Origin of the sequence: Bradyrhizobium sp. CB2312, from assembly GCF_029714425.1 — a bacterium.
In the GTDB taxonomy this organism is placed as follows: Bacteria; Pseudomonadota; Alphaproteobacteria; order Rhizobiales; family Xanthobacteraceae; genus Bradyrhizobium.
Genome location: NZ_CP121668.1, coordinates 4,017,826 through 4,040,217, shown reverse-complemented (window position 1 = coordinate 4,040,217; position 22,392 = coordinate 4,017,826). Strand labels below are relative to the sequence as shown.

24 protein-coding genes are annotated in these 22,392 nt (G+C 64.9%); 13 read left to right on the top strand and 11 right to left on the bottom strand.

The window, feature by feature from the left end:
• Positions 1 to 3: 3 nt before the first annotated feature.
• From QA642_RS19560 to QA642_RS19550, 3 genes are all read left to right on the top strand, one after another.
• A complete protein-coding gene (locus QA642_RS19560) occupies positions 4 to 1,167 on the top strand; it encodes a M20 aminoacylase family protein (RefSeq protein ID WP_283086085.1) in 1,164 nt (387 codons plus the stop codon).
• Between the two features lie 2 nt (positions 1,168 to 1,169).
• On the top strand, positions 1,170 to 2,588 hold the full coding sequence (locus QA642_RS19555; RefSeq protein WP_283086084.1) for an amidase: 1,419 nt from the start codon (positions 1,170 to 1,172) through the stop codon (positions 2,586 to 2,588).
• A 139-nt stretch (positions 2,589 to 2,727) separates the two neighbouring features.
• Positions 2,728 to 3,618: a crotonase/enoyl-CoA hydratase family protein gene (locus tag QA642_RS19550; protein WP_092213616.1), complete on the top strand. Its 891-nt coding sequence runs from the start codon at positions 2,728 to 2,730 to the stop codon at positions 3,616 to 3,618.
• Positions 3,619 to 3,723: 105 nt separating this feature from the next.
• On the opposite strand, the gene QA642_RS19545 is transcribed toward QA642_RS19550, so the two are convergent.
• The 3 genes from QA642_RS19545 to QA642_RS19535 form a co-directional block, all read right to left on the bottom strand.
• Positions 3,724 to 4,701: an NADPH:quinone oxidoreductase family protein gene (locus QA642_RS19545; RefSeq protein WP_283086083.1), complete on the bottom strand. Its 978-nt coding sequence runs from the start codon at positions 4,699 to 4,701 to the stop codon at positions 3,724 to 3,726.
• The gene (locus tag QA642_RS19540) at positions 4,701 to 5,309 is read right to left on the bottom strand and encodes a 2-hydroxychromene-2-carboxylate isomerase (protein WP_283086082.1); all 609 of its coding nucleotides are present in this window, start codon (positions 5,307 to 5,309) and stop codon (positions 4,701 to 4,703) included. Before QA642_RS19540 ends, QA642_RS19545 begins: the two co-directional genes overlap by 1 nt.
• A 139-nt stretch (positions 5,310 to 5,448) precedes the next feature.
• The gene (locus tag QA642_RS19535; RefSeq protein ID WP_283086081.1) at positions 5,449 to 6,150 is read right to left on the bottom strand and encodes a glutathione S-transferase N-terminal domain-containing protein; all 702 of its coding nucleotides are present in this window, start codon (positions 6,148 to 6,150) and stop codon (positions 5,449 to 5,451) included.
• A gap of 147 nt (positions 6,151 to 6,297) precedes the next feature.
• Between QA642_RS19535 and QA642_RS19530 the strand changes: the two genes are divergently transcribed.
• Positions 6,298 to 7,320, top strand: coding sequence for a methionine synthase (locus tag QA642_RS19530; RefSeq protein WP_283086080.1), 1,023 nt, complete (start codon positions 6,298 to 6,300; stop codon positions 7,318 to 7,320).
• Positions 7,317 to 7,553, top strand: a complete 237-nt coding sequence (locus tag QA642_RS19525) for a hypothetical protein (RefSeq protein WP_283086079.1) — start codon at positions 7,317 to 7,319, stop codon at positions 7,551 to 7,553. The genes QA642_RS19530 and QA642_RS19525 overlap by 4 nt, the downstream gene beginning before the upstream one ends.
• A gap of 82 nt (positions 7,554 to 7,635) precedes the next feature.
• Here the strand turns inward: QA642_RS19525 and QA642_RS19520 are convergent, their stop codons facing one another.
• The 4 genes from QA642_RS19520 to QA642_RS19505 form a co-directional block, all read right to left on the bottom strand.
• Positions 7,636 to 8,292, bottom strand: coding sequence for a hypothetical protein (locus tag QA642_RS19520; protein ID WP_283086078.1), 657 nt, complete (start codon positions 8,290 to 8,292; stop codon positions 7,636 to 7,638).
• A gap of 154 nt (positions 8,293 to 8,446) precedes the next feature.
• Positions 8,447 to 8,974, bottom strand: coding sequence for a xanthine phosphoribosyltransferase (gene gpt, locus QA642_RS19515; RefSeq protein ID WP_211414695.1), 528 nt, complete (start codon positions 8,972 to 8,974; stop codon positions 8,447 to 8,449).
• Between the two features lie 125 nt (positions 8,975 to 9,099).
• Positions 9,100 to 9,837 carry a molybdopterin-binding protein gene (locus QA642_RS19510; protein WP_283086077.1) on the bottom strand — a complete coding sequence of 246 codons (738 nt, stop codon included), beginning with the start codon at positions 9,835 to 9,837 and terminating at the stop codon, positions 9,100 to 9,102.
• Complete coding sequence (locus tag QA642_RS19505) at positions 9,834 to 9,977, bottom strand: hypothetical protein (protein ID WP_283086076.1); 144 nt, start codon at positions 9,975 to 9,977, stop codon at positions 9,834 to 9,836. The genes QA642_RS19510 and QA642_RS19505 overlap by 4 nt, the downstream gene beginning before the upstream one ends.
• An 82-nt stretch (positions 9,978 to 10,059) precedes the next feature.
• On the opposite strand from QA642_RS19505, the gene QA642_RS19500 reads away from it, so the two are divergent.
• The 7 genes from QA642_RS19500 to QA642_RS19470 all read left to right on the top strand — a co-directional run bounded on the left by QA642_RS19500 (position 10,060) and on the right by QA642_RS19470 (position 16,840).
• Positions 10,060 to 11,478 carry a circularly permuted type 2 ATP-grasp protein gene (locus QA642_RS19500; protein WP_283086075.1) on the top strand — a complete coding sequence of 473 codons (1,419 nt, stop codon included), beginning with the start codon at positions 10,060 to 10,062 and terminating at the stop codon, positions 11,476 to 11,478.
• Between the two features lie 5 nt (positions 11,479 to 11,483).
• Positions 11,484 to 12,428 carry an alpha-E domain-containing protein gene (locus QA642_RS19495; protein WP_027560128.1) on the top strand — a complete coding sequence of 315 codons (945 nt, stop codon included), beginning with the start codon at positions 11,484 to 11,486 and terminating at the stop codon, positions 12,426 to 12,428.
• A gap of 115 nt (positions 12,429 to 12,543) precedes the next feature.
• The gene (locus QA642_RS19490) at positions 12,544 to 13,392 is read left to right on the top strand and encodes a transglutaminase family protein (RefSeq protein WP_283086074.1); all 849 of its coding nucleotides are present in this window, start codon (positions 12,544 to 12,546) and stop codon (positions 13,390 to 13,392) included.
• A gap of 106 nt (positions 13,393 to 13,498) precedes the next feature.
• A complete protein-coding gene (locus QA642_RS19485) occupies positions 13,499 to 14,698 on the top strand; it encodes an acyl-CoA dehydrogenase family protein (protein ID WP_283086073.1) in 1,200 nt (399 codons plus the stop codon).
• A gap of 54 nt (positions 14,699 to 14,752) precedes the next feature.
• A complete protein-coding gene (locus tag QA642_RS19480) occupies positions 14,753 to 15,160 on the top strand; it encodes a carboxymuconolactone decarboxylase family protein (RefSeq protein ID WP_283086072.1) in 408 nt (135 codons plus the stop codon).
• Between the two features lie 138 nt (positions 15,161 to 15,298).
• Positions 15,299 to 16,057, top strand: coding sequence for a peptidase (locus QA642_RS19475; RefSeq protein WP_283086071.1), 759 nt, complete (start codon positions 15,299 to 15,301; stop codon positions 16,055 to 16,057).
• 24 nt (positions 16,058 to 16,081) lie between these two features.
• Positions 16,082 to 16,840, top strand: a complete 759-nt coding sequence (locus QA642_RS19470) for an SDR family oxidoreductase (RefSeq protein ID WP_283086070.1) — start codon at positions 16,082 to 16,084, stop codon at positions 16,838 to 16,840.
• Between the two features lie 154 nt (positions 16,841 to 16,994).
• Here QA642_RS19470 and QA642_RS19465 read toward each other — a convergent pair whose 3' ends face one another.
• Positions 16,995 to 18,218, bottom strand: a complete 1,224-nt coding sequence (locus tag QA642_RS19465) for an MFS transporter (protein WP_283086926.1) — start codon at positions 18,216 to 18,218, stop codon at positions 16,995 to 16,997.
• Between the two features lie 187 nt (positions 18,219 to 18,405).
• On the opposite strand from QA642_RS19465, the gene QA642_RS19460 reads away from it, so the two are divergent.
• The gene (locus QA642_RS19460; RefSeq protein WP_283086069.1) at positions 18,406 to 19,656 is read left to right on the top strand and encodes a nucleoside transporter C-terminal domain-containing protein; all 1,251 of its coding nucleotides are present in this window, start codon (positions 18,406 to 18,408) and stop codon (positions 19,654 to 19,656) included.
• A 115-nt stretch (positions 19,657 to 19,771) separates the two neighbouring features.
• On the opposite strand, the gene QA642_RS19455 is transcribed toward QA642_RS19460, so the two are convergent.
• From QA642_RS19455 to QA642_RS19445, 3 genes are all read right to left on the bottom strand, one after another.
• The gene (locus tag QA642_RS19455; RefSeq protein WP_283086068.1) at positions 19,772 to 20,983 is read right to left on the bottom strand and encodes a rhomboid family intramembrane serine protease; all 1,212 of its coding nucleotides are present in this window, start codon (positions 20,981 to 20,983) and stop codon (positions 19,772 to 19,774) included.
• Between the two features lie 316 nt (positions 20,984 to 21,299).
• On the bottom strand, positions 21,300 to 21,827 hold the full coding sequence (locus tag QA642_RS19450) for a cupin domain-containing protein (protein WP_283086067.1): 528 nt from the start codon (positions 21,825 to 21,827) through the stop codon (positions 21,300 to 21,302).
• 264 nt (positions 21,828 to 22,091) lie between these two features.
• Positions 22,092 to 22,379 (bottom strand): usg protein, encoded by a 288-nt coding sequence (locus QA642_RS19445; RefSeq protein ID WP_283086066.1) that lies wholly within the window; start codon positions 22,377 to 22,379, stop codon positions 22,092 to 22,094.
• Positions 22,380 to 22,392 lie beyond the last annotated feature (13 nt).

Here is a 22,392-nt window from a genome sequence, read left to right as displayed (position 1 = left end):
CCCATGCCCACGATCGAGCGCATCGACGGCTACGCCGACGAACTCACTGCCATCAGGCGCGACCTCCACGCCCATCCCGAGATCGGCTTCGAGGAAGTGCGCACCTCCGGCATCGTCGCCGACAAGCTGAAGAGCTGGGGCGTCGAGGTGCATCGCGGTCTCGGCGGCACCGGCGTGATCGGCGTCATCAAGGGCAAGGGCTCGGGCAGCAAGCGCATCGGCCTGCGCGCCGACATGGACGCGCTGCCGATGGAAGAGAACACCAATCTGAAATGGAGCTCGAAGATCCCCGGCCGCTTCCATGGCTGCGGCCATGACGGCCACACCACCATTCTGCTCGGCACCGCGCGCTATCTCGCCGAGACCAGGAATTTCGACGGCACCGTGCACCTGATCTTCCAGCCGGCCGAGGAAGGCCTCGGCGGAGCCCGTGCGATGATCAAGGACGGGCTGTTCGAGAAGTTTCCGTGCGACGAGCTCTACGGCCTGCACAACGCGCCCGACCTCAACCATGGCGAGATCGCGATCCTGCCCGGCCCGGCGATGGCCGGCGCCGATTTCTTCGACCTCCGCATCACCGGCTATGGCGCGCATGGCGCCATGCCCGAGCGCTCCAAGGACGCGGTGATCATCGCCACCACGCTGGCGCAGGCAATCCAGACGGTCGTCAGCCGCAACGTCGAACCGCTTCAGGCTGCGGTGGTATCGATCACCCAGATCCATGCAGGTTCTGCCTACAACGTCATTCCCGGCGAAGCACATCTTTGCGGCACCATCCGCACGTTCTCGAATGAAGTCCGCGCCCTGATCAGCCAACGCATCCGCACGATCTGCGCCGGCATCGCGGCAGCGTATCAGTGCGAGATCGAGGCCGACATCCGCGACACCTTCGGTGTGCTGGTCAACCAGGTCGAGCAGTCCAAGGTGGTCGAGGAAGTCGCGCGCACCGTGGTGAATCCCACCAACGTGATCACGCGCGCGCAGCCGAAGATGGGCAGCGAGGATTTCGCCGACATGCTGCAGACCATTCCCGGCGCCTATTTCTGGGTCGGCCATGACGGCTCGGTGCCGGTGCACAATCCCGGCTTCGTGCTCGACGACAAGATCCTGCCGATCGGCGCCAGCATGTTCGCCCGGATCATCGAAACGCGCATGCCGGTGAGCTAGCAATGCACAAGAGCGTCGACGAAGCCGTCACCTCGCTGCACGATCTGTCCGCGGTCGACCTGATCGCGGGCTATCGCGCAAAACAGTTCTCGCCGAGCGAGGTGCTGGAGGACGTGCTCGCGCATGTCGCTGCGTGGGAGCCGCACCTGAAGGCGCTCTATGCATTCGATTCCGACAGCGCGCGCGAGGCCGCCAAGGCCTCGACCGCGCGCTGGACCGGCGGCGAACCTTCCGGGCCGCTCGACGGCGTGCCGGTCACGGTGAAAGACAACATCGCGACCAAGGGTGTGCCCGTCCCGCTCGGCGCGGCCAGCGTCAAGCTGGTGCCGGCCGAGAAGGACGCCCCGCCCGCCGCGCGGCTGCGCGAGGCAGGCGCGGTGATCTTCGCAAAAACCACCATGCCCGATTACGGCATGCTGTCATCGGGGCTCTCCTCTTTCCATGCGCTGGCGCGCAACCCCTGGGACCTCTCCAAGAATCCCGGCGGCTCCAGCGCGGGCGCCGGCGCGGCTGCTGCGGCCGGCTATGGTCCCTTGCATCTCGGCACCGATATCGGCGGCTCGGTGCGCCTGCCCGCGGGCTGGTGCGGCCTCGTCGGGTTGAAGCCGAGCTTTGGCCGCGTGCCGATCGATCCCACCTATGTCGGCCGTGTCGCCGGTCCCATGACCCGCACCGTCGACGATTGCGCGCTGATGATGAGCGTGATCGCAAAGCCCGACCGGCGCGACGGCATGAGCCTGCCCGCCGAGCCTTTGAACTGGAAAGGGCCGGAGAAGTCGCCGCGCAAGCTGCGCATCGGCCTGATGCTCGATCCCGGATGCGGCATGGCGCTGGAGAAGCCGGTGCGCGAGGTCGCGGTAAAGGCCGCGAAGGCGTTCGAGTCCGTGGGCGCGGTCGTGACCGAGGTCGACGGCATCCTCACCCGCGAGATGCTCGACGGGCTCGACAATTTCTGGCGCGCGCGGATGTGGGACGATCTATCGAAGCTGACGCCGACCGAACAGGCAAAGGTGCTGCCCTACATCTTCAAATGGGGCGAGTCCGGCGCGAAATTGTCGGGCGTCGACGTCATCCGCGGCTTCAACCAGACCATGGCGATCCGCGCTGCGGCGTCAAAACTGTTCTGCGAGCTCGACTATGTGATCTCTCCGACCGCGCCGAACGTGAACTTTCCGGCGGAATGGGCCTCGCCGATCAACGATCCCATGAAGCCGTTCGAGCACATCGCCTATACCGTGCCGTGGAATATGTCGGAGAATCCCGCTATCTCCATCAACGGCGGCTTCGACGCCAAGGGTTTTCCCATCGGCGTGCAGATCGTCGGCCGCCGCTTCGACGATATCGGCGTGCTCGGCATGGCCAAGGCGTTCGAAGGCCTGCGCGGGGCGCAGAGGCCCTGGCCGAAACCGCCGGCGAAATAGCGCTCCGTCATGGCCGGGCTTGTCCCGGCCATCCACGTTCTTGTACTGCTCGCATGCCCAGTCCGCGCAAGACGGACAACAGCGACCGTGCGTCTCGTCTCATCGAGATCGCATTTAAGACAAGGGAAGGAAACCACCCATGGCGTATGAGACGATCAAATACGAGGTCGCCGAGCAGATCCTCACCATCACGCTGAACCGGCCCGACAAGCTCAACGCCTTCAACGCGCAGATGCAAGCCGAGCTGATCGACGCGTTCGACGCCGCCGACAAGGACGACAATGTCCGCGCCATCATCGTCACCGGTGCCGGCCGCGGCTTTTGCGCGGGCGCCGATCTGTCGTCGGGCGCCGACACGTTCGATCGCGACGCGCGGCGCGGACCGGTGAAGCGCTTCGCCGACGGCAAGGTCGATTACAGCGATCCGCAGGTGCGCGACGGCGGCGGCCAGGTGACCTTGCGCATCTTCAAATGCCTGAAGCCCGTCATCGCTGCGGTGAACGGACCTGCGGTCGGCATCGGCGTCACGATGCAGCTCGCGATGGACATCCGCATTGCATCCGAAGCCGCGCGGTTCGGCTTCGTGTTCTCCCAGCGCGGCATCGTGCCGGAGGCGGCATCAAGCTGGTTCCTGCCGCGCATCGTCGGCATCTCGCAGGCGTTGGAATGGTGCTATTCAGGCCGCGTCTTCCCGGCGCAGGAAGCGCTTGCGGGCCGCCTCGTCAGCAAGGTCGTGGCTCCCGATGATCTCCTGCCGACCGCCCGCGCGCTCGCCAAGGAGTTCGCCGCCAAGACCGCCCCGGTATCGGTGGCGCTGATCCGCCAGATGATGTGGCGCATGATGGGCGCAGACGATCCGATGGAGGCCCACAAGGTCGACAGCCGCGGCATCTACACCCGCGGCCGCTCGGACGATGTGAAGGAAGGTGTGGTGTCGTTCCTGGAAAAGCGGCCCGCGCAGTTCAAGAACAAGGTGTCCAGCGATATGCCGGACTATTTCCCGTGGTGGACGGAGCGGGAGTATAAATAACGCTCTCGTAGGGTGGGCAAAGGCGCTCTTGCGCCGTGCCCACCATCTGTCAGTAACCAAAACTAAATCGTGGGCACGCTTCGCTTTGCCCACCCTACGGCACCGTCACCGCATTGTGAGCGCCACGCGCCCGATCGCCTGGCGGTCGATCAGCAATCGCATCGCCTTCGCGTAGTCCTCCAGCGGCAGGCGGTGCGAGACGTTGGGGCGCAGCTTGCCCTCTTCCGCCCACCGCAAGAGTGCCTTCAGGCGCACTTCGCCCAGCGCGGGATTTTTCCGTACCGCTTCGCCTGCGCGCACCCCTAACACGCTGGCGCCCTTGATCAGCAACAGATTGGTCTTGGCCGAGCCGATGCCGCCCGTAAAGCCAATCACGAGCAGCCGCGCCCCCCACGCGATGCAGCGCATCGAGTTCTCAAAGACCTCGCCGCCGACGGGATCGAACACGACGTCCGCGCCGCGGCCGTCGGTGATGCGCTTGACCGCATCGCGGAACGGCTCGCGGTCATAGCGGATGAGATGGTCGGCGCCGCGTGATTTCGCGATCGCGAGCTTCTCGTCGCTGGAGGCGGTTGCGATCACGGTTGCGCCCAGCATCTTGCCGATCTCGACCGCGGCAAGGCCGACGCCGCCGCCGGCGCCATGCACCAGCAGCACCTCGCCGGGCTCGACCCGGCCGCGATCGATCAGCGCGTGATAGGCGGTGCCGTGGCCGGCGAGATAGGTCGCGGCCTCGGCATAGTCGAAGGTGGACGGCATCGGCGTGAGCTGCGACGGCGTCACCACGGCTTCATCGGTGAAGGCTCCGTGGCGCATCTTCACGATGACCTTGTCGCCGACGGCAATGCCCCTCGCCTCCGCGCCGACCTCGGTGACGTCGCCGGCGGCCTCCATGCCCGGCGTGAACGGCAACTCCGGCTTGAGCTGATATTCGCCGGCCGCCATCAGTACATCAGGGAAATTCAAGCCAGCCGCGCGGATCGCGACACGGACCTCGCCCGGCTTCAGGGCGCGCGACGGAAACTCCTCGAGCCGCAAGGTCTCGGGCGCGCCGAGCGCGCGGCAGACGACAGCGCGCACCATCAGGCCGCGCTCGCCTTGCTGCGCAGCAGCGCCTCGCGGATCAACGGCAGGCGATCATTGCCGAAATACATATCCGTCTTGTTGACAAAAATCGTCGGCGAGCCGAAGCCGCCGCGCGCGACGACCTCCTCGGTGTTGGCCTTGAGCTGGTCCTTGATGCCCTGCTCGGAAATGCCCGCGAAGAACTTCTGCTCGTCGATGCCGACTTTCTTGCAGATCTCGGCCAGCACCGCGTCCTGCGAGATGTCCTTGTCGTCGCCCCAATAGGTCTCGAAAACGGCGGTCGCGAACGGCACCGTCTCTTTGCCGAGCCAGATGCAGCCGCGCATGGCCTTGACGCTGTTCACCGGAAATACCGTCGGCGGCATCTTGATCGACAGGCCGGCCGAGCGCGCCCAGTCCGAGAGGTCCTTCTTCATGTAGCGCGCCTTCAGCGGCACCGGCTTTTCGCGCTGGGCGTAGACGCTCGGATTGACCGTGTTGAAGATGCCACCGACCAGGATCGGCCGCCAGGCGATCTCGGCGCCGACCTCCTTTGCCAGCGGCTGGATGTTGTGGAAGGCGAGATAAGTCCAGGGGCTGGAGCAGTCGAAGAAGAATTCGATCATGGGGTTTCCTTGTGTCGTGTTTGTCTCGATCTCTCCCCCGTCATTGCGAGGAGCGGAGCGACGAAGCAATCCAGACTCTTTCCACAGAACCAGTCTGGATTGCTTCGCTTCGCTCGCAATGACGAGGAGGCAGCTGTGGCTACTTCCTTCCCAGCACTTCCTTCGCACGCTGGCCGAACATGATCTTGCGTGATTCCTCGTCGAACGGCTCTTTCACGAATTTTCCGATCGCAAGTCCCGCCTGCACCTGCGGCCTTGCCCGCACCTCGGCGTACCAGCGTTTCACGTTCGAATAGTCGTCGAGGGTAAAGCCCTGCGCCTTGTGGGTCATGGTCCAGGGGAAGCAGGCGATGTCGGCGATGGAATAGTCGCCGGCGACATAAGCGAGGGTCTTGCCGAGCTGCCGGTCGAGCACGCCATAGAGCCGCGCCGCCTCATCGCGGTAGCGCTCGATCGCATAGGGAATCTTCTCGGCGGCATAGAGCGCGAAATGGCCGTGCTGGCCGAGCATCGGCCCGAGCCCTCCCATCTGCCACATCACCCATTGGATGGTGGTGGAGCGGCCGCGCAGGTCGGTGGGCAAGAAACGGCCGGACTTCTCCGCCAGATAAATCAGGATTGCGCCGGTCTCGAATGCCGAGAACGGCGCACCACCATCGGCCGGGTCATGATCGACAATCGCGGGAATGCGGTTGTTCGGGGAGATCGCGAGAAACTCGGGGTTGAACTGCTCGCCGGCGCGGATATTGACGGGCTTCACCGTGTAGGGAAGCCCGAGTTCCTCCAGCATGATCGAGATTTTCCAGCCGTTCGGCGTCGGCGCGTAATAGAGGTCGATCATGACCTGTCCTCTGGCCTTCCCTTTGGGCCTTTCCCTTCGGCCTTCCCTGGCGCCGCCGCTGGAATAGAGAGCGACTTTCGTTGTTCTGTACCTCGACGTTAGGACATGGCAGGAAGGGGCGCAACTCAACCTGCCGGGAGGGCCGCCATGCTGTTTCCAACCACGATCGCCGGCTCCTTGCCGAAGCCCGAATGGCTCGCCGAGCCCAACATGCTCTGGGCGCCCTGGAAGTCCCAAGGCGACGAGCTGCTCCGCGCCAAGCGCGACGCGACGCTGATCTGGCTGAAGATCCAGGAAGACGCCGGCATCGACATCGTCACTGAGGGCGAGCAGGCCCGGCAGCATTTCGTGCACGGTTTTCTGGAGAAGATCGAGGGCATCGATTTCGCCCACAAGGTCGAGATGGGCATCCGCAAGGACCGCTACAAGGCGATGGTGCCGCAGGTGGTCGCGCCGCTCCGGCTCAAGGGCCGCGTCCACGCCTTTGAGGCGCAAGTGGCGCGCACGCACACGAAGAAGAAGCTGAAATTCACCCTGCCCGGCCCGATGACCATCATCGACACCATCGCCGACCGTTACTATGGCGACCGCGTCAAGATGGCATTTGCCTTCGCCGAGCTCCTGAACGAAGAGGCCAAGGCCTTGCAGGCCGACGGCGTCGATCTCGTGCAGTTCGACGAGCCCGCCTTCAACGTCTACATGGACGAGGTCAACGACTGGGGCATCAAGGCGCTGGAGCGCGCCGCGCAGGGCCTGACCTGCACCACCGCCGTGCACATCTGCTACGGCTACGGCATCAAGGCCAACACCGACTGGAAGGAAACGCTCGGGACGCAATGGCGGCAGTATGAGCAGATCTTCCCCGCGATCGACGCGAGCCCGATCCAGCAGGTCGCGATCGAGTGCCGCAATTCGAAGGTGCCGCTCGACCTGCTCGCGCTCCTCAAGAACAAGATCGTGCAGGCGGGCGTGATCGACGTCGCCAGCGACACGGTCGAGACGGCCGAGGACGTCGTGCAGGTGATCGACGCCGTCTCGAAGTTCGTGCCGAAGAGCAACATCATCGCCACCACCAATTGCGGCATGGCGCCGATGCGGCGCGAGATCGCCGAAGCCAAGCTGATGGCGCTTGGCGCCGGCGCCGCGCTGGCGCGCGAGAAGCTCGGATGATGGTGGACGTTCGGACGGTGCTCGTCGCCGCAGCCTTTGCGGCGACCACTCTGCTTGCTTGCGCGGAGGACCGCTCGGTGCTCTTCAACTGCAAAGCCATGATCGAGCGCGCGGAGAAGCAGGCCGGCAGCGTCAGCGAAGCCGAACTCACCCGCTGCCGCCAGATCATCCGCGAATGGGCTCTGCGCGACGCGCGCACGACGGTCGACGAACAGGGACGGCCGCTGAAGTAGCTACGCGTTCGGTGCGTCCCCTCCGCCCTTGCGGGGGAGGGTTAGGGAGAGGGGTGGCCACAAGCTCCGCTCTCGCCCGTGGCTACCCCTCTCCCCCGCCCTCCCCCGCAAGGGGGGAGGGAGCGCAGAGTGCGCTGGGATGGAGCGTTGCCTGATAGCCGGCATTCATGGCGCGCAGCGTCGAAGGCGGCGTCAGCAATTGCGCGCCTTCAAGCTCGCGCACATCGGCAACATAACCCGCAGGCGACCACAACAACGCCCTGCCCTGCACGACCAGAAAACTCTCATCGCCCTGCTGCACCATCGCGCCGTCAGGGAGCTGGTCGAGCGGCACCAGCAGCGCGTGCAGGCGCTTCCTGCCCTGGTCGAGCCGCTCGTGATGCAGCACCGTGTCGATGTCGTGCATGCGGACGTCATGCACGCGGTTGCCCTGCTCCCATGCGGTCCGAAACTGATTGGCCTCGTCACGGCGGCAGTAGAAGCAGGGGCGATGGCCGGCGGCGAGCGCGGTGGCCTCGTCAAGGAAGAACAGCTCGGTCCAGCTTCGCTGCGCCATCACCTCGCGGCGGCGGCCGCGGAATTCACAGGCGCAAGTGAGCCAGGCCGGCGTCGACCAGCGCTTCTTCAGAAGCGTCTTGGTCGCGGGATCATGGATGATGCCGCGATTGCCGGTGAACATGCCGCGATGCGGGGTGGCGATGATGTCGCCGGTGGGGGTGACGCGGTTTTGCAGGGGCATGGTGCGGCTCTTCTCCTTCTCCCCGCGTGCGGGGAGAAGGTCGGGATGAGGGGGAGCCTCTGCAAACTCGGTGAGAGCTGGACTCGCGGAGAGTCCCCCTCACCCGCGCCTACGGCGCGGCCTCTCCCCGCACGCGGGGAGAGGCGAAGAAAAACTACGCCGCCCCGTCACGCAGCGGTGGATGGTACGAGAGCGCCGTGTCCCACGGGAAGAATATCCACGTGTCCTGCGACACTTCGGTGATGAAGGTGTCGACCAGCGGACGTCCCATCGGCTTGGCATAGACCGTGGCGAAATGCGCATCAGGCAGCATCTCGCGCACCAGGCGGCCAGTCTTGCCGGTGTCGACGAGGTCGTCGACGATCAAGAGCCCCTTGCCCGTGCCGTTGCCGAGCTTCATGGCCGCCTCGGAAATGCCCTTGAGCACCTGAAGCTCGCCCTGCTTGTTGTGGTCGTAGCTGGCGATGCAGACCGTATCGATCACGCGCACGCCGAGCTCACGGGCCACGATCGCGGCGGGCACCAGGCCGCCGCGGGTGATCGCGATCACCGCGTGGAACGGGCCGACCTCGTTGAGGCGCCAGGTCAGCGCCCGGCAATCCCGGTGGAACTGGTCCCACGACACCGGGAAGGCCTTGCCGGCCTTTTCCTGCGCATTCAGTTCCGGTGCTTCACCAGCCATTGTCGTCTCCTGCTTCATCAAACGTCCGGCAAGCCGGCCGCTAAAAGCATGATCCGGAAAAGTGTGCAGCGGTTTTCCGGTAAGATCATGCTCGAATAAAACGCTAAAGCGCCGGGCGCGGCGCTTTAGCGGGTGATGTTCAATCCCGCCAGCATGTCCTTCACCGCGGACATTGCCGCTGCGAGCTTATCCGCATCGCGCGAGCGCACCACCAGATTGGTGTTCGGCTTCTGCTCCTCGTCCATGAAGGGATAGCTGCCGATGATGGTGTCGGGATGGGCCTCGGCGATCGCCCGCAGCGGGCTGCCGATGTCGCCCTCGCGCGCATTGGCGCGCACCGATTCGGACAGCATCCGCACGCCGGATTTCAGCTTGGGCGAGACGATGTCCATCATCGCCTGCATGATCGAGGGCACGCCGGCCATGACGATGACATTGCCGATCTTGAAGCCGGGCGCGAGGATGGTCGCGCTCTGGATCAGCTCGGCGCCATCGGGAATGCGGGCCATGCGCAGACGGGCCTCGTTGAGGTCCTGCTCGCTCCAGCGCTCGCGGAAACGGGCGACCACCTCCGGGTGATGGTCGATGCCGACGCCGAACGCCTTGGCGACGCTGTCGGCGGTGATGTCGTCATGGGTCGGCCCGATACCGCCCGTCGTGAAGACATAGGTGTAGCGATGCCGCAGTGCATCCAACGCGGCGATGATGTCGGCCTCGTCGTCGGAGACGACCCGGACTTCCTTCAGGTCGATGCCGATATTGGTCAGGTATTCGGCGATGAAGCCGATATTCTTGTCCTTGGTCCGGCCGGACAGGATTTCATCCCCGATGACCAGAATGCCCGCCGTGACGATCTCGCTCATGCCTTCAGTCCCTCACCTGTCGTCTCGACTTTGCCGAGGTAACGCGTTGAAGTCACGCGGTTTTGCTGCCGAAATAAGCAGTCCTCAGCCATTTTTTCAGGCAAGCCGCCAGTCATCCCCGGCAAATCCTGCCAGTCCATGCTTATCGCGCTGGCCCGGCCCTTGCTACCGCATGAAAGTCATGCACTCTTGCCGCATGGCCACGGAGAACAGTCGGGATCTATGGCAGTCGCGTTTGACGAAATGAATATTCCCGGCGGGGACCTTCGCCCCGCCTATCAGGAGCTGGCACGCTGGCTCAAGGAGACGCCTCCCGAGGCGCTCGAATATCGCCGCCAGGAGGCCGAGCTCCTGTTTCGCCGGATCGGCATCACCTTCGCGGTCTATGGCGAGGCCGAGTCCACCGAGCGACTGATCCCGTTCGACGTGATCCCCAGGATCATGTCCGGCAAGGAATGGGCGCTGCTGGAGAAGGGCCTCAAGCAGCGCGTGCGCGCGCTCAACATGTTCCTGCGCGACATCTATCACGGCCGCGACATCCTGCGTGCGGAGGTCGTGCCCGACGATCTGATCTTCCAGAACCCGGTCTTCCGCCCCGAGATGAATGGCCAGCAGGTGCCGCACGACGTCTACGTGCACATTGCCGGCATCGACATCGTCCGGGTCGACGCCGAGGACTTCATCGTGCTGGAGGACAATGCGCGCACGCCGTCGGGCGTGTCCTACATGCTGGAAAACCGCGAGATCATGATGCGGCTGTTTCCGGATCTGTTCGCCCGCCACAAGGTGGCGCCGGTCGAACGCTATCCGGACGAGCTGCTCGCGGCGTTGCGCTCGGTCGCGCCGCAAAGCGCCTCCGGCGAACCGACCGTCGCGCTGCTCACGCCGGGCGTCTACAATTCCGCCTATTACGAGCACTCGTTCCTGGCCGACAAGCTCGGCATCGAGCTCGTCGAGGGCCGCGACCTCATCGTCAAGAACAACGAAGTGTTCATGCGGACCACGGAAGGGCTGAAGCGGGTCGACGTGATCTATCGCCGCGTCGACGACGACTTCCTCGATCCCCTCACCTTCCGCCCCGACTCGGTGCTCGGCGTGCCCGGCCTGATGTCGGCCTATGCGGCCGGCAACATCACGCTCGCCAACGCCGTCGGCACCGGCATCGCCGACGACAAGGCGATCTACTCCTACATGCCTGACATCGTGAAATTCTATCTCGGCGAGGAGCCGATCCTGAAGAACGTGCCGACATGGCGCTGCCGCGAGCCGAAGGATCTGGCTTACGTGCTGGACAATCTCGGCGAACTGGTCGTGAAGGAGGTGCACGGCTCCGGCGGCTACGGCATGCTGATCGGCCCCGCCGCGACGAAAGCGACGATCGAGGCCTTCCGCGAAAAGCTCAAGCGCGAGCCGGAAGGCTTTATCGCCCAGCCGACGCTGGCGCTCTCGACCTGCCCGACTTGCACGGCCGCCGGCCTTGCGCCGCGCCACGTCGACCTCAGACCGTTCGTGCTCACCGGCAGCAAGCGCACCACGATCGTGCCGGGCGGGCTGACGCGCGTTGCGCTGAAGGAAGGTTCGCTCGTGGTGAATTCGAGCCAGGGCGGCGGCACCAAAGACACCTGGATTCTGGACGAGTAGAGAGAATGCTGTCGCGTACCGCCGAAAACCTCTACTGGCTCGCCCGCTACGTCGAACGGGCCGAGTATCTCGCGCGCACGATCGATGCGACCTTGCGCGTCACAGCCTTGCCGGCCGCCTATATCGGCAAGACCAATGAATGGGACTCCGCGCTGCTTACCGCCGGCGTCGCCGCCAGCTTCTACCAGACCTACGAGGAAGCCAACGAGCACAACGTCGTCGACTATCTCTCGTTCTCCGCGGACAACCCGTCCTCGATCCGGAACTGCATCGAGGCGGCACGGCTGAACTCGCGCTCGGTGCGCACCGCGCTGACCAGCGAGATGTGGGACACCATCAACTCGGCCTGGATCGAGCTGCAGGCGGTCTGGAGCAAGGGCACCTCGACGCGCGAGGACCTCGCAAAGTTCCTGCGCTTCGTGCAGGAGACCTCGCTGCGCTTCGACGGCTCGGCCTACCGGACCATGCTGCGCAACGACGCCTATTGGTTCTCGCGGATGGGCGTGCATCTGGAGCGCGCCGACAACACCGCGCGCATCCTCGACGTGAAGTATCACGTGCTGCTGCCCGAGGAGGAGCATGTCGGCGGCCCGCTCGACTTCTACCAGTGGAGCTCGATCCTGCGCTCGGTCTCAGCGCTGACGGCCTATCACTGGGTCTATCGCGAGACGCTGAAGCCCTGGCTGATCGCGGACCTGCTCATCCTCAACGACACGCTGCCGCGCTCGCTCGCGAGCTGCTACGGCAATCTCGTGCGCAACCTCGACCAGATCGGCGTCGCCTATGGCCGCCAGGGCCCGGCCCAGCGCCACGCCCGCGGCATCCGCAACCGGCTGGAACACAGCAACATGAACGACATTTTCCAGCACGGCGTGCATGAATTCATTCAGGAATTCATCGCTGATAATTCCAGGCTGGGCGAAATCATCACGAAGCAGTATTTGATCTAGTCGAACAGGGACTCTCACTCATCGTCATTCCGGGGCGCGCGCAGCGCGAACCCGGAATCTCGAGATTCCGGGTTCGGTCCTAACGGACCGCCCCGGAATGACGGAATCAAACACCATGCGCCTGCGAATCCAGCACACAACGACCTATCGCTACGAGCCGGCGGCGACCAGCGTGATCCAGATCCTGCGCATGACGCCCGGCAGCCATGACGGGCAATATGTGGCGGAGTGGCAGATCGACGTCTCCACCGACACCAAGCTCGACACCCATGAGGACGCGTTCGGCAACGTCACCCACGTGCTGTCCTGCGGACCCGTCGGCGACATCAGGATCACAGCCGAGGGCCTGATCGAAACCCATGACACCGGCGGCGTGCTGCGCGGCGCCGACGAGCGTTTTCCGGCCGGAATGTTTTTGCGTACGACCGACCTCACCTCCGTCAATCCGGCGATGACGGCGGTGGCGCGCCAGCTGCGCAGCGAGGCCGAGAGCGACACGCTCGGCTTCCTGCACACGCTGATGACGCAGATCAGCGAGCACATGACCTTCGACGAGGATCCGACCAACAGCGGCACCTCGGCGGCCGAAGCCTTCACGCTCAAGCGCGGCGTCTGCCAGGACTACGCGCACATCTTCATCGCCTGCGCGCGCACCGGCGGCGTGCCGGCGCGCTTCGTCTCCGGCCATTTCCTGCGGGCCGACGGCACCGTGCACCAGGACGCCGGCCATGCCTGGGCGGAGGCCTACGTGCCTGACCTCGGCTGGGTCGGCTTCGATCCCGCCAACAGCATCTGCGCCACCGACGCCCATGTCCGCGTCGCCATCGGGCTCGATTATCTCGGCGCAGCACCCGTGCGCGGCACCCGTTACGGCGGCGGCTCCGAGACGCTGACGGTTGCGGTCAAGGTCGATCAGGCCGGGCGCGGCGGGCAGTCGCAATCGCAGTCCCAGCGGCAGGGCTAGGCGCAGCGTTACAGCTGTAATCGACGATCCTCGCGCTGAAACCGCGCCGTAGCGCTCTCTGTTCAACCTCCGTTGCGATCCGTTTCCGCAACAGAGGTTGAGACAGATGCGGCTTCAAGAAAAGACCAAGACACATTCCGTGCAACTGCGCGATCCCCACAAGGACATGCTTGCGGGCATCCAGAAACTGGCGCCGTCGATCAAGGCTCGCGCCGCGGAGATGGAAGCCGCGCGCCGCGTCTCGCCTGATATCGTGGAGCGGCTGAAGTCGATCGGTGTCTTTCGCATGTTCGTGCCGCGAAGCCATGGCGGGCTGGAGCTGGATTTTCCGGCCGGAATGGAGGTCATCAGGGCACTTAGCCGTCTCGACGGCTCGGTCGGCTGGATCTCGGTCGTGGCCGGAGCCAGCAGCCTGTTCGTCGCCGCGTCACGCCCGGAACTGTACAAGCGCATCTATCAGGACGGACCCGATACGGCGATCTGCGGCTCGTCCCAACCAGGTGGAACGGCAGAGCGCGTGGACGGCGGCTATCGCGTCAAGGGCCGCTGGCCGTTTGTCAGCGGTTGCACCCATGCCGACTGGATCGGCGGGTTCTGCATTGTCACCGAGAATGGCAAACCGGTCCCGGGTGAGCAGGGCAAGCCGCAGGTTCGCGTCGTGGCGCTGCCGGCGCGCGACTGGGAGATCGAGGACACCTGGCACGCGGCGGGACTGAAGGGCACCGCCAGCCATCACGTCACGCTGAAGGAGACGCTGGTTCCCGAGGCCGATTTCATCGATCTTGGTGCAGGCCCGCAGCAGCCGGGTCCGCTCTATCAGGCGCTGATGCAATGGCTGCCCCTGGTGCACAGCGCATTCGCGGTGGGCGTGGCGGAGGGTACCGTCGATGAACTGCTCGCGCTCGCCGGTACCGGGAAGCAGCAATTGCATGCGACCGTGCCGATGCGGGAATCCGAGACCTTCCAATACGAGCTCGGCCGGATTTCCGCCGACCTCGCGGCCGCACGGGCGTTTCAAGAGGCCCAGGCCGCCAGCCACTGGCGTCACGCGCAGTCGGGAACGCTGAACGACGAAGACCTCGTGATCGAGGGGGCCCAATCCGCGACCTGGCTCGCCACGACCTGCGTCCGCATCGCGGATGCCTCTTTTGCGCTGGCCGGAAGCAGCGCGATCTACGACACTTCGCCGTTGCAGCGGCGCCTGCGCGATCTTCATGTCGCGGCTCAGCACGCTCACGCGCAGCAGAGACAGTATGTCGACATCGGAAAGCTGGCCTTGCGGCGTTCGGCTGCGCATGCCGGCTGACCGCGTGAGCCGTGCTACACTCGCGGGATCAGACCTGACCCCGCGAGGTATTCCATGGCGACCGTGAAGCTGCTTTCGGACGATGAGCTCTCCAGCGAGGCGCGCGCCGTTTTCGACGATATCCGCAAGGTGCGGAAATCGGACTTCGTCAACAATTTCTGGCGCGCGCTGGCGCATGATCCGAAGACGCTGCGGCGGACCTGGGAGAGCCTCAAGGAGGTGATGGGTCCGGGCGCGCTCGATCCCAAGGTCAAGGAGATGCTTTATGTCGCGGTGTCGATCGCGCATGGCTGCAGCTATTGCATCCATTCCCACACCGCCGCCGCCCGGGCCAAGGGCATGACCGAAGCCGAATATGGCGAGCTGCTCGCCATCGTCGGCATGGCCGCCGAGACGAACCGGCTGGTCACGGCGCTCGGCGTCCCCGTCGATGCGGCGTTTCTGGTGGATGCAGCGGACTGAGCGACAGAGCTAGCTGCTGTCATTCCGGGCTCGCGCTGACGCGCGCCCGGAATGACGGCCTATCCCCCGGGAATCGGGGGTTTCATGCCTCCCCGAAATTGGTTAGTAATTCCGCGCAAACGCGTTCGGGGACTGGAAATGACCTATTGCTGCGGAATCCTGGTTCGGGACGGTCTGGTGATGATCGCCGATACCCGCACCAATGCCGGCCTCGACAACGTCTCGACCTTCCGCAAGCTGCACATCTTCTCCAAGCCCGGCGACCGCATCATGGCGATCGCCAGTGCCGGCAACCTCGCCATCAGCCAGTCGGTGCTGTCCACCCTGACCGAGGGCCTGGAGGACCCCAACACGGGCGAGGTCGAGACGCTGATGAACGCGCCGACCATGTTCCAGGCCGCCCAGCGTATCGGCCGGGCGATCCGCGCGGTGCATGCCACCGAAGGTCCGGCGCTGAAGTCCGAGGATGTCTCCTTCGACGTCTCCTTCCTGTTCGGCGGGCAGATCAAGGGCGCGCGGATGCGCCTGTTCATGGTCTACACCGCCGGCAATTTCATCGAGTGCACCACCGACACGCCCTACTTGCAGATCGGTGAGCACAAATACGGCAAGCCGGTGCTCGACCGCGCCATGCATTACGACGTCGAGCTCTATGAAGCGCTGAAGACCGGCCTGATCTCGATGGACTCGACCATGCGCTCCAATCTCGGCGTCGGCCTTCCCATCGACGTCCTGGTGGTGCGCTCGGACGCCTATGATGCCGATCTCAACCACCGCATCGAGGCGGGTGAGCCCTATTTCCACGATCTGCGCTCGCGCTGGTCGGCGGCCTTGCGCGCGGCGCATCAGAACATCCCGCGGCCGCCCTACAAGAACGACAAAGACTCCAAAACCTGACAGCAAGAGAAAAGGCAGGAAACGATGAGTGAAGCGAAAAAGATCGCATTGGTGACGGGCGCCGGCACCGGCGTCGGACGCGCCGCGTCGCTGGCGCTGATGAACACCGGCTTCACCGTGGTGCTCGCCGGCCGCCGCCTCGACATGCTCGAGGAGACCGCAAAGCTCGGCCCCGCGGGCAAGAGCCTGTGCGTCACCGCCGACATGACCAAGCCGGACTCGATTGCAGCGCTGTTCGACAAGGTGAAGGCGACCTATGGCCGTCTCGACGTGCTGTTCAACAATGCCGGCATGGGCGCGCCGGCGGTGAACTTCGAGGATCTCAGCCTCGAGCAGTGGCAGGCGGTGGTGAACACCAACCTCACCGGCCCGTTCCTGTGCACCCAGCACGCCTTCCGCATCATGAAGGACCAGAACCCGCGCGGCGGCCGCATCATCAACAACGGCTCGATCTCGGCGCATGCGCCGCGGCCGTTCTCGGCGGCCTACACCTCGACCAAGCACGCCATCACCGGCCTGACCAAGGCCTCGAACCTCGACGGCCGCATGTATGACATCGCGGTCGGCCAGGTCGACATCGGCAATGCCGCAACGCCGATGACCGACCGCATGGTCAACGGCCCCGGCGTGCTTCAGCCCGACGGCACCACCAAGCACGAACCGCGCATGGACGCGAAAGCGGTCGGCGATGCCGTCGCCTACATGGCCGGCCTGCCGCTCGATGCCAACGTGCTGACCATGACGGTGATGGCGACGAAGATGCCGTTCGTGGGGCGCGGCTAGTCGATCTCTCGTGCCCCGGACGCAGCGCGGCATGCAATGACGCGCTGCTGAGCCGGGGCCCACCTCTCTCCGACATCGCCCGCGGCAACATGGGTCCCGGCTCTGCGGCGCACCGCTTACGCGCTGCACCGCGTCCGGGACACGAGACCTTCCGCTACTCCAAGCTCTCCACCTGGCGGAGACTGGGAAACAGCTTCATCCAGAGCAGCGCCACTGCGACGGTGCAGACGCCGCCGAGCACCGCCGCCGGCATGGCGCCGAACAACGCAGCTGTCAGCCCGCTCTCGAACTGGCCGAGCTGGTTCGAGGCGTTGATGAAGAGAAAATTCACCGCGCCGACGCGGCCACGCATCTCGTCGGGGGTGGCGAGTTGCACCAACGAGAAGCGGATCACGACGCTGATCGTGTCGGCGGCGCCGAGAACGGCGAGCGAGAGCACCGACAGCCACATCCAGGACGACAGCGCGAACACGATGGTGGCGAGGCCGAACACGATCACGGCCTGGAACATGCGCAGGCCTACATGCCGCGAGATGGCGTGACGCGCCAGCACCACGGTCATCAGCAGCGCGCCGACCGCGGGCGCGGCGCGCAGCACGCCGAGCCCCAACGGGCCGGTCTGGAGGATATCGCGGGCATAGATCGGCAGCAGCGCGGTGACGCCGCCGAACAGCACGGCGAACAGATCGAGCGAGATGGTGCCGAGGATCGCGGGGTTGCTGCGGATGAAACGGACGCCGGCAAAGATATTGTCGGCGGCGTCCATGTCCCTGGCGATGGCCTGCGGACGCGGCCGGATGAAGCCGGTCAGGATCATCCCGAGAATCCAGAACAGCACCATCACGGCGTAGGCAAGATGCGGCGCGATCGCGTAGGCAAAGCCGCCGAGCGCAGGGCCCGTGATGGTCGCGACTTGCGCCGCGCCGCTGGAGACCGCGGTGGCACGCTGGAGCGAGCCCTGCGGCGCGATCAGCGGCAGCAGTGCCGCCGTGGTCGGGCTTTCGAAGGCGCCGGCGATGCCGAGCACGAAGGTCGCAACGAAGATCTGCACCTCGCCGACCGCGCCGAGGTAGGTGATGACAGCAAGATAGAGCGCGGTCGCGGCTTCCACCAACTGACAGAGCTGGACCACGCGCTTGCGCTCGAAACGGTCGGCGGCGTGGCCGGCGACGAACACCAGGAGGGCCGTGGGGAGGAACTGCACGAGCCCGACCATGCCGAGATCGAATGCCGAGCCGGTGAGATCGTAGATCTGCCAGCCGATCGCGACCGCCGCGATCTGGCTGGAGAATCTCGACAGGCTGCGCGAGAGCAGGAAGAACAGGAAGGCGCGGTGGGTGAGGAGCTGGCCGGCCGTCACCGGCGGACTGGCCGTCACCGGCTGCGCTTCGCTAAGCGCTTCACTTGCCTTTTGGCTCACCTTCTGGACCATCCGCGGCAGATAATGACGATGCCCCGCGTGGCTGACGGGAACATTCTTGTCAACAGCGGGTGGCCGCCAGGACCATCCGGCATTGCGTTTGCAACGCAGGCGCGGCCATAATCATTGAGGGTTTGGGGACATCATGCTGCGGCTGCAATCGGCACTCGGCATTTTCGCATTGCTGCTGCTCGCCTATGCGCTGGCGGAGAATCGCCGCGCCGTCTCGCTGCGGCAGGCCGCGATCGGCCTCGTCGTGACCTTCGTCACCGCGCTCGTGCTGTTGAAGCTGCCCGTCGTCGCGCACGCTTTCGGCGCCATCAACGATGCGGTCGGCGCGATCTCGGCGGCCTCGCGCGCCGGCTCCGCCTTCGTGTTCGGCTATGTCGGCGGCGGCACCCTGCCCTTTGACCTCAAGGTGCCGGGCGCCGATTTCATCCTCGCCTTCCAGGCGCTGCCGATCGTGCTGGTGATGAGCGCGCTGACGACGCTGCTGTTCTATTGGCGGGTGCTGCCGCCAATCGTGCGCGGCATGGCCTGGCTGCTCGAACGCACGCTCGGCGTCGGCGGTGCGGTAGGCCTGTCGACCGCCGCCAACATCTTCCTCGGCATGGTCGAGGCGCCGCTGTTCGTGCGGCCATACCTGGCGCAGATGACGCGCAGCGAATTGTTTCTGGTGATGACCGGCGGCATGGCCGGCATCGCCGGGACGGTGCTGGTGCTCTATGCGACGCTGCTGGCGCCGCTGATTCCCGACGCGGCCGCGCATTTCGTCATCGCCTCGGTGCTGGGCGCGCCCGCCGCGATCCTCGTCAGCCTGATCATGGTGCCCGAGACGACTGACAGGCGCACCGGCGGCGCGCTGGAGGATCCTGACATGGACGTCGCCAGCACGATGGATGCAATCGTGAAGGGCACCACCGCCGGCCTCGAGCTGCTGCTCAACATCGTCGCGATGCTGCTGGTGCTGGTGGCGCTGGTCCATCTCGTCAACGCCGCGCTCGGATTGCTGCCTGATATCGGCGGCGCCGCGATCTCGTTGCAGCGCCTGCTGGGCCTCGTGATGGCGCCGGTGTGCTGGCTGATGGGGCTGCCCTGGGACCAGGCGATCACCGCCGGCAGCCTGATGGGCACCAAAACCGTGCTCAACGAATTGATCGCCTATGTCGATCTGTCGAAACTGCCGCCCGATGCGCTCGATCCGCGCTCGCGTCTGATCATGCTCTACGCAATGTGCGGCTTCGCCAATTTCGCCAGCCTCGGCATCATGATCGGCGGGCTCGGCGTGATGGCGCCGGATCGGCGCGAGGAGATCAACGCGCTGGGGCTGAAGTCGATCGTCTCGGGGACGCTGACGACGTGTCTGATGGGCGCGGTGGTGGGGGTGTTGGCGTAGATATCTCCGCGGTCATTGCGAGCGAAGCGAAGCAATCCAGAATGCATCCGCGGAAGCAGTCTGGATTGCTTCGTCGCAAGAGCTCCTCGCAATGACGGCGGAGAGAGTCTACGCCTCAACCGCACAATTTGTGCTTCTGCAGGATGCGACGCACGTCGGCCATCTTGGCGCCGCACGGCTCGGCCGCCATGGCTTTCGCCTCGCTGGTCCGTCCCTGCACCAACAGCAACACCGCCATCAAGCCCTGCGCTCCGGAGCGCACCGGCCCGCCCGCAACGTCCGAGGCCGCGAGCGACATGGCGGCCCGCACTTCCGCTTCGGCGGCACTGAGATTCTCCTGCTCCAGGAAGTAGACCGCACGGAAAAAATGAGCCCGTGGGTCTTTCGGGTAGCGCGTGACCAGATCGAAGGACCGGTCAGCCACCTTGGCACCCTTGTCCGGGTATTCCGAAATCCGGACATACTGCCTGGCCTCGGCCATGTAGGACGCATAATGAGCGGCAGCGAAGCCGGCGCAGATCAGAGATCCGACGCATCCTGCGAGCAACGTCATGCTCGCGCTCCGCGGCAGGCTGTCATAGGAACAGAACAGGAGCCACGGCATGACGGCAAGCGCGCCGCCGGCCAGCGCACCACCTGCATGGGCAAAATAGTCGACATTGCCGGAGGCGCCGAAGGCAAGCGGCAGCAGCGCGGGAACCCCGAAGAAGAGCGACGTCTTCAGTCTCGATATCGTCTGATCGGCGTCCGCTTCGGGATCGAAGCTCGAGACGAACAGCGCGGCGATGAGGCCGGTAATGGCGCCGGACGCACCGACGCCTGGCTGGCCGGGCGCATTGCCGAGGAGCGACCCGGCCTCGCCGACCAGTGCACTGGCAACAAAGATCAGCGCAAACCAGCCACGGCCGATCAGAGGCTCCAGCCTGACGCCGACGATGAACAGCGCAATGCAGTTGCCGATGAGGTGCCAATCGCTGCCGTGCAGAAGCGGCGCGAGGCCAATTCGCCACCACTCTCCCCTTCCAACAACCAGATCGTAGCTGGTCGCGCCATAAGCGATCAGCGAGCGGACATCGACCGAGCCGTCCCGCGCAACGTCGATGGCCAGACTGCGTTGCAGGGCGAAGACCAGCAGCAGACCGAAAATCAGGCCAATGGTGAGGAAGGGGATGTCGGCCAGCAGCTTGTTATCGGCAAAGAGCGTCCCCTCACTGGGCAAGGGCTGAGGAGCGATCGGCGCGGCCAGGGGTTGAAGCGATGCGCGTTGAAACGGTCCACTTGGTGGTGGCGCCACGACGCCGCGTCGGCCAAAGGTGTTGGTCGCCATGAAAGCATGTCCTGCATGTTCACAGCCCTGAGTTGACGCGAGGAATATTTTCGACTGGTTAGCGCCCGCCCGCGGGGCGGCTGAAACCACCCGATGGGTAACTTCCCGGTTTCGCGGATCGGTCGCTTTTTAGAGATCGTGTCGGGGACGCTGACGACGTGTCTGATGGGGGTGTTGAGCTAGACTCTCTCTGCTCGTCATTCCGGGGCGCCGCGAAAGCGGCGAGCCCGGAATCCATTTCACCTCGCGTTACGCCGCCCGATGGATTCCGGGCTCGCGCTTCGCGCGCCCCGGAATGACGGCTGAGAGAGGGTGCCTACGCCTTCAGCTCCACGGTCTTGAATTCTGCTGGCAAAATCACCTCCAGCAGCTCCACGTCGTCCGAATAATCCAGGATCATGTGCTTGATCTTCGGCGGCTGGGTCCAGGCGCTGCCTTCCTTCATCAGGGTCTCGCCCTGCCCGTCCATGTAGGTCTTCACCCAGCCCTTGAGCACGTAGACCATCTGGAATTCGACGTCGTGGAAGTGCAGTTTCGAGACTTCATCCGGATTGCAGGGGCCTTGCAGGCGGATCACATGCGCCTGCGCGAGACCGTGGGTCGCATCTGCAATGCCGAGGTCGCGGTATTTGGCGTAGGCGCGCAGGCCGTCGGCTTTAAAATCTTCCTCGCGGTGGTGGCTGATGGCGATGCGCTGCTTGGGACGAGCAGGCTTTTTCGGAGCGGCCGGGCGCGCTTTCACCTTCACTGCCTTGCGGGCTGTGGATCGCGCCGCGGCTTTGGTGCCGCTCCGCTTCTTCACCGCGGCTTGCGTTGCGCTGCGCGATTTCACCTTCTTGGCCATGGGCCGCCTCCCTGTTGTTATAGCGAGAGGCTAGCACAGAACGAAGGTCCGTAGGATGGGTAGAGCTCTTGCGAAACCCATCATCTCACGGCGGCCAAGGCGATGGGTTTCGCTTCGCTCTACCCATCCTACACGCGAGCACAGAACGAGATGCCGTAGGGTGGGCAAAGCGGAGCGTGCCCACCAATGTCAGTTGCGATCGGAGAGAGATGGTGGGCACGGCGCTTACGCGCCCTTGCCCACCCTACGAGACCGGTGCTCGCCTCAATGCAGCCGGAACACGCCGTCCACGGGGCGCAGCTCGGCGGGCTTGATCAGCTTGGAATGGGCGACCGTGACCGAATGCAGCGGGCCGTCGAGCTTCTCCTGCCAGAAGGCCAGGAAGTCGGTCAGGGCCGGGAATTTCGGAAACATGTCGTAGTTCTGCCAGACATAGGTCTGGAGTAGCGACGGGTGATCCGGCATCCGGTAGAGAATTTGTGCCGTCGTCAGCCCGTAACCCAGCATCTGTTTCCGGAAATCCTCGGAAACGCCCCCAACGCGCAGTCCCATGCCAAACCTCCTT

Coding starts and splice junctions, on each gene's coding strand:
- QA642_RS19560 (WP_283086085.1), top strand. CDS start 4: ATGCCCACGATCGAGCGCATCGACGGCTACGCCGACGAACTCACTGCC.
- QA642_RS19555 (WP_283086084.1), top strand. CDS start 1,170: ATGCACAAGAGCGTCGACGAAGCCGTCACCTCGCTGCACGATCTGTCC.
- QA642_RS19550 (WP_092213616.1), top strand. CDS start 2,728: ATGGCGTATGAGACGATCAAATACGAGGTCGCCGAGCAGATCCTCACC.
- QA642_RS19545 (WP_283086083.1), bottom strand. CDS start 4,701: ATGGTGCGCGCTGTCGTCTGCCGCGCGCTCGGCGCGCCCGAGACCTTG.
- QA642_RS19540 (WP_283086082.1), bottom strand. CDS start 5,309: ATGATCGAATTCTTCTTCGACTGCTCCAGCCCCTGGACTTATCTCGCC.
- QA642_RS19535 (WP_283086081.1), bottom strand. CDS start 6,150: ATGATCGACCTCTATTACGCGCCGACGCCGAACGGCTGGAAAATCTCG.
- QA642_RS19530 (WP_283086080.1), top strand. CDS start 6,298: ATGCTGTTTCCAACCACGATCGCCGGCTCCTTGCCGAAGCCCGAATGG.
- QA642_RS19525 (WP_283086079.1), top strand. CDS start 7,317: ATGATGGTGGACGTTCGGACGGTGCTCGTCGCCGCAGCCTTTGCGGCG.
- QA642_RS19520 (WP_283086078.1), bottom strand. CDS start 8,292: ATGCCCCTGCAAAACCGCGTCACCCCCACCGGCGACATCATCGCCACC.
- gpt (WP_211414695.1), bottom strand. CDS start 8,974: ATGGCTGGTGAAGCACCGGAACTGAATGCGCAGGAAAAGGCCGGCAAG.
- QA642_RS19510 (WP_283086077.1), bottom strand. CDS start 9,837: ATGAGCGAGATCGTCACGGCGGGCATTCTGGTCATCGGGGATGAAATC.
- QA642_RS19505 (WP_283086076.1), bottom strand. CDS start 9,977: ATGGACTGGCAGGATTTGCCGGGGATGACTGGCGGCTTGCCTGAAAAA.
- QA642_RS19500 (WP_283086075.1), top strand. CDS start 10,060: ATGGCAGTCGCGTTTGACGAAATGAATATTCCCGGCGGGGACCTTCGC.
- QA642_RS19495 (WP_027560128.1), top strand. CDS start 11,484: ATGCTGTCGCGTACCGCCGAAAACCTCTACTGGCTCGCCCGCTACGTC.
- QA642_RS19490 (WP_283086074.1), top strand. CDS start 12,544: ATGCGCCTGCGAATCCAGCACACAACGACCTATCGCTACGAGCCGGCG.
- QA642_RS19485 (WP_283086073.1), top strand. CDS start 13,499: ATGCGGCTTCAAGAAAAGACCAAGACACATTCCGTGCAACTGCGCGAT.
- QA642_RS19480 (WP_283086072.1), top strand. CDS start 14,753: ATGGCGACCGTGAAGCTGCTTTCGGACGATGAGCTCTCCAGCGAGGCG.
- QA642_RS19475 (WP_283086071.1), top strand. CDS start 15,299: ATGACCTATTGCTGCGGAATCCTGGTTCGGGACGGTCTGGTGATGATC.
- QA642_RS19470 (WP_283086070.1), top strand. CDS start 16,082: ATGAGTGAAGCGAAAAAGATCGCATTGGTGACGGGCGCCGGCACCGGC.
- QA642_RS19460 (WP_283086069.1), top strand. CDS start 18,406: ATGCTGCGGCTGCAATCGGCACTCGGCATTTTCGCATTGCTGCTGCTC.
- QA642_RS19455 (WP_283086068.1), bottom strand. CDS start 20,983: ATGGCGACCAACACCTTTGGCCGACGCGGCGTCGTGGCGCCACCACCA.
- QA642_RS19450 (WP_283086067.1), bottom strand. CDS start 21,827: ATGGCCAAGAAGGTGAAATCGCGCAGCGCAACGCAAGCCGCGGTGAAG.
- QA642_RS19445 (WP_283086066.1), bottom strand. CDS start 22,379: ATGGGACTGCGCGTTGGGGGCGTTTCCGAGGATTTCCGGAAACAGATG.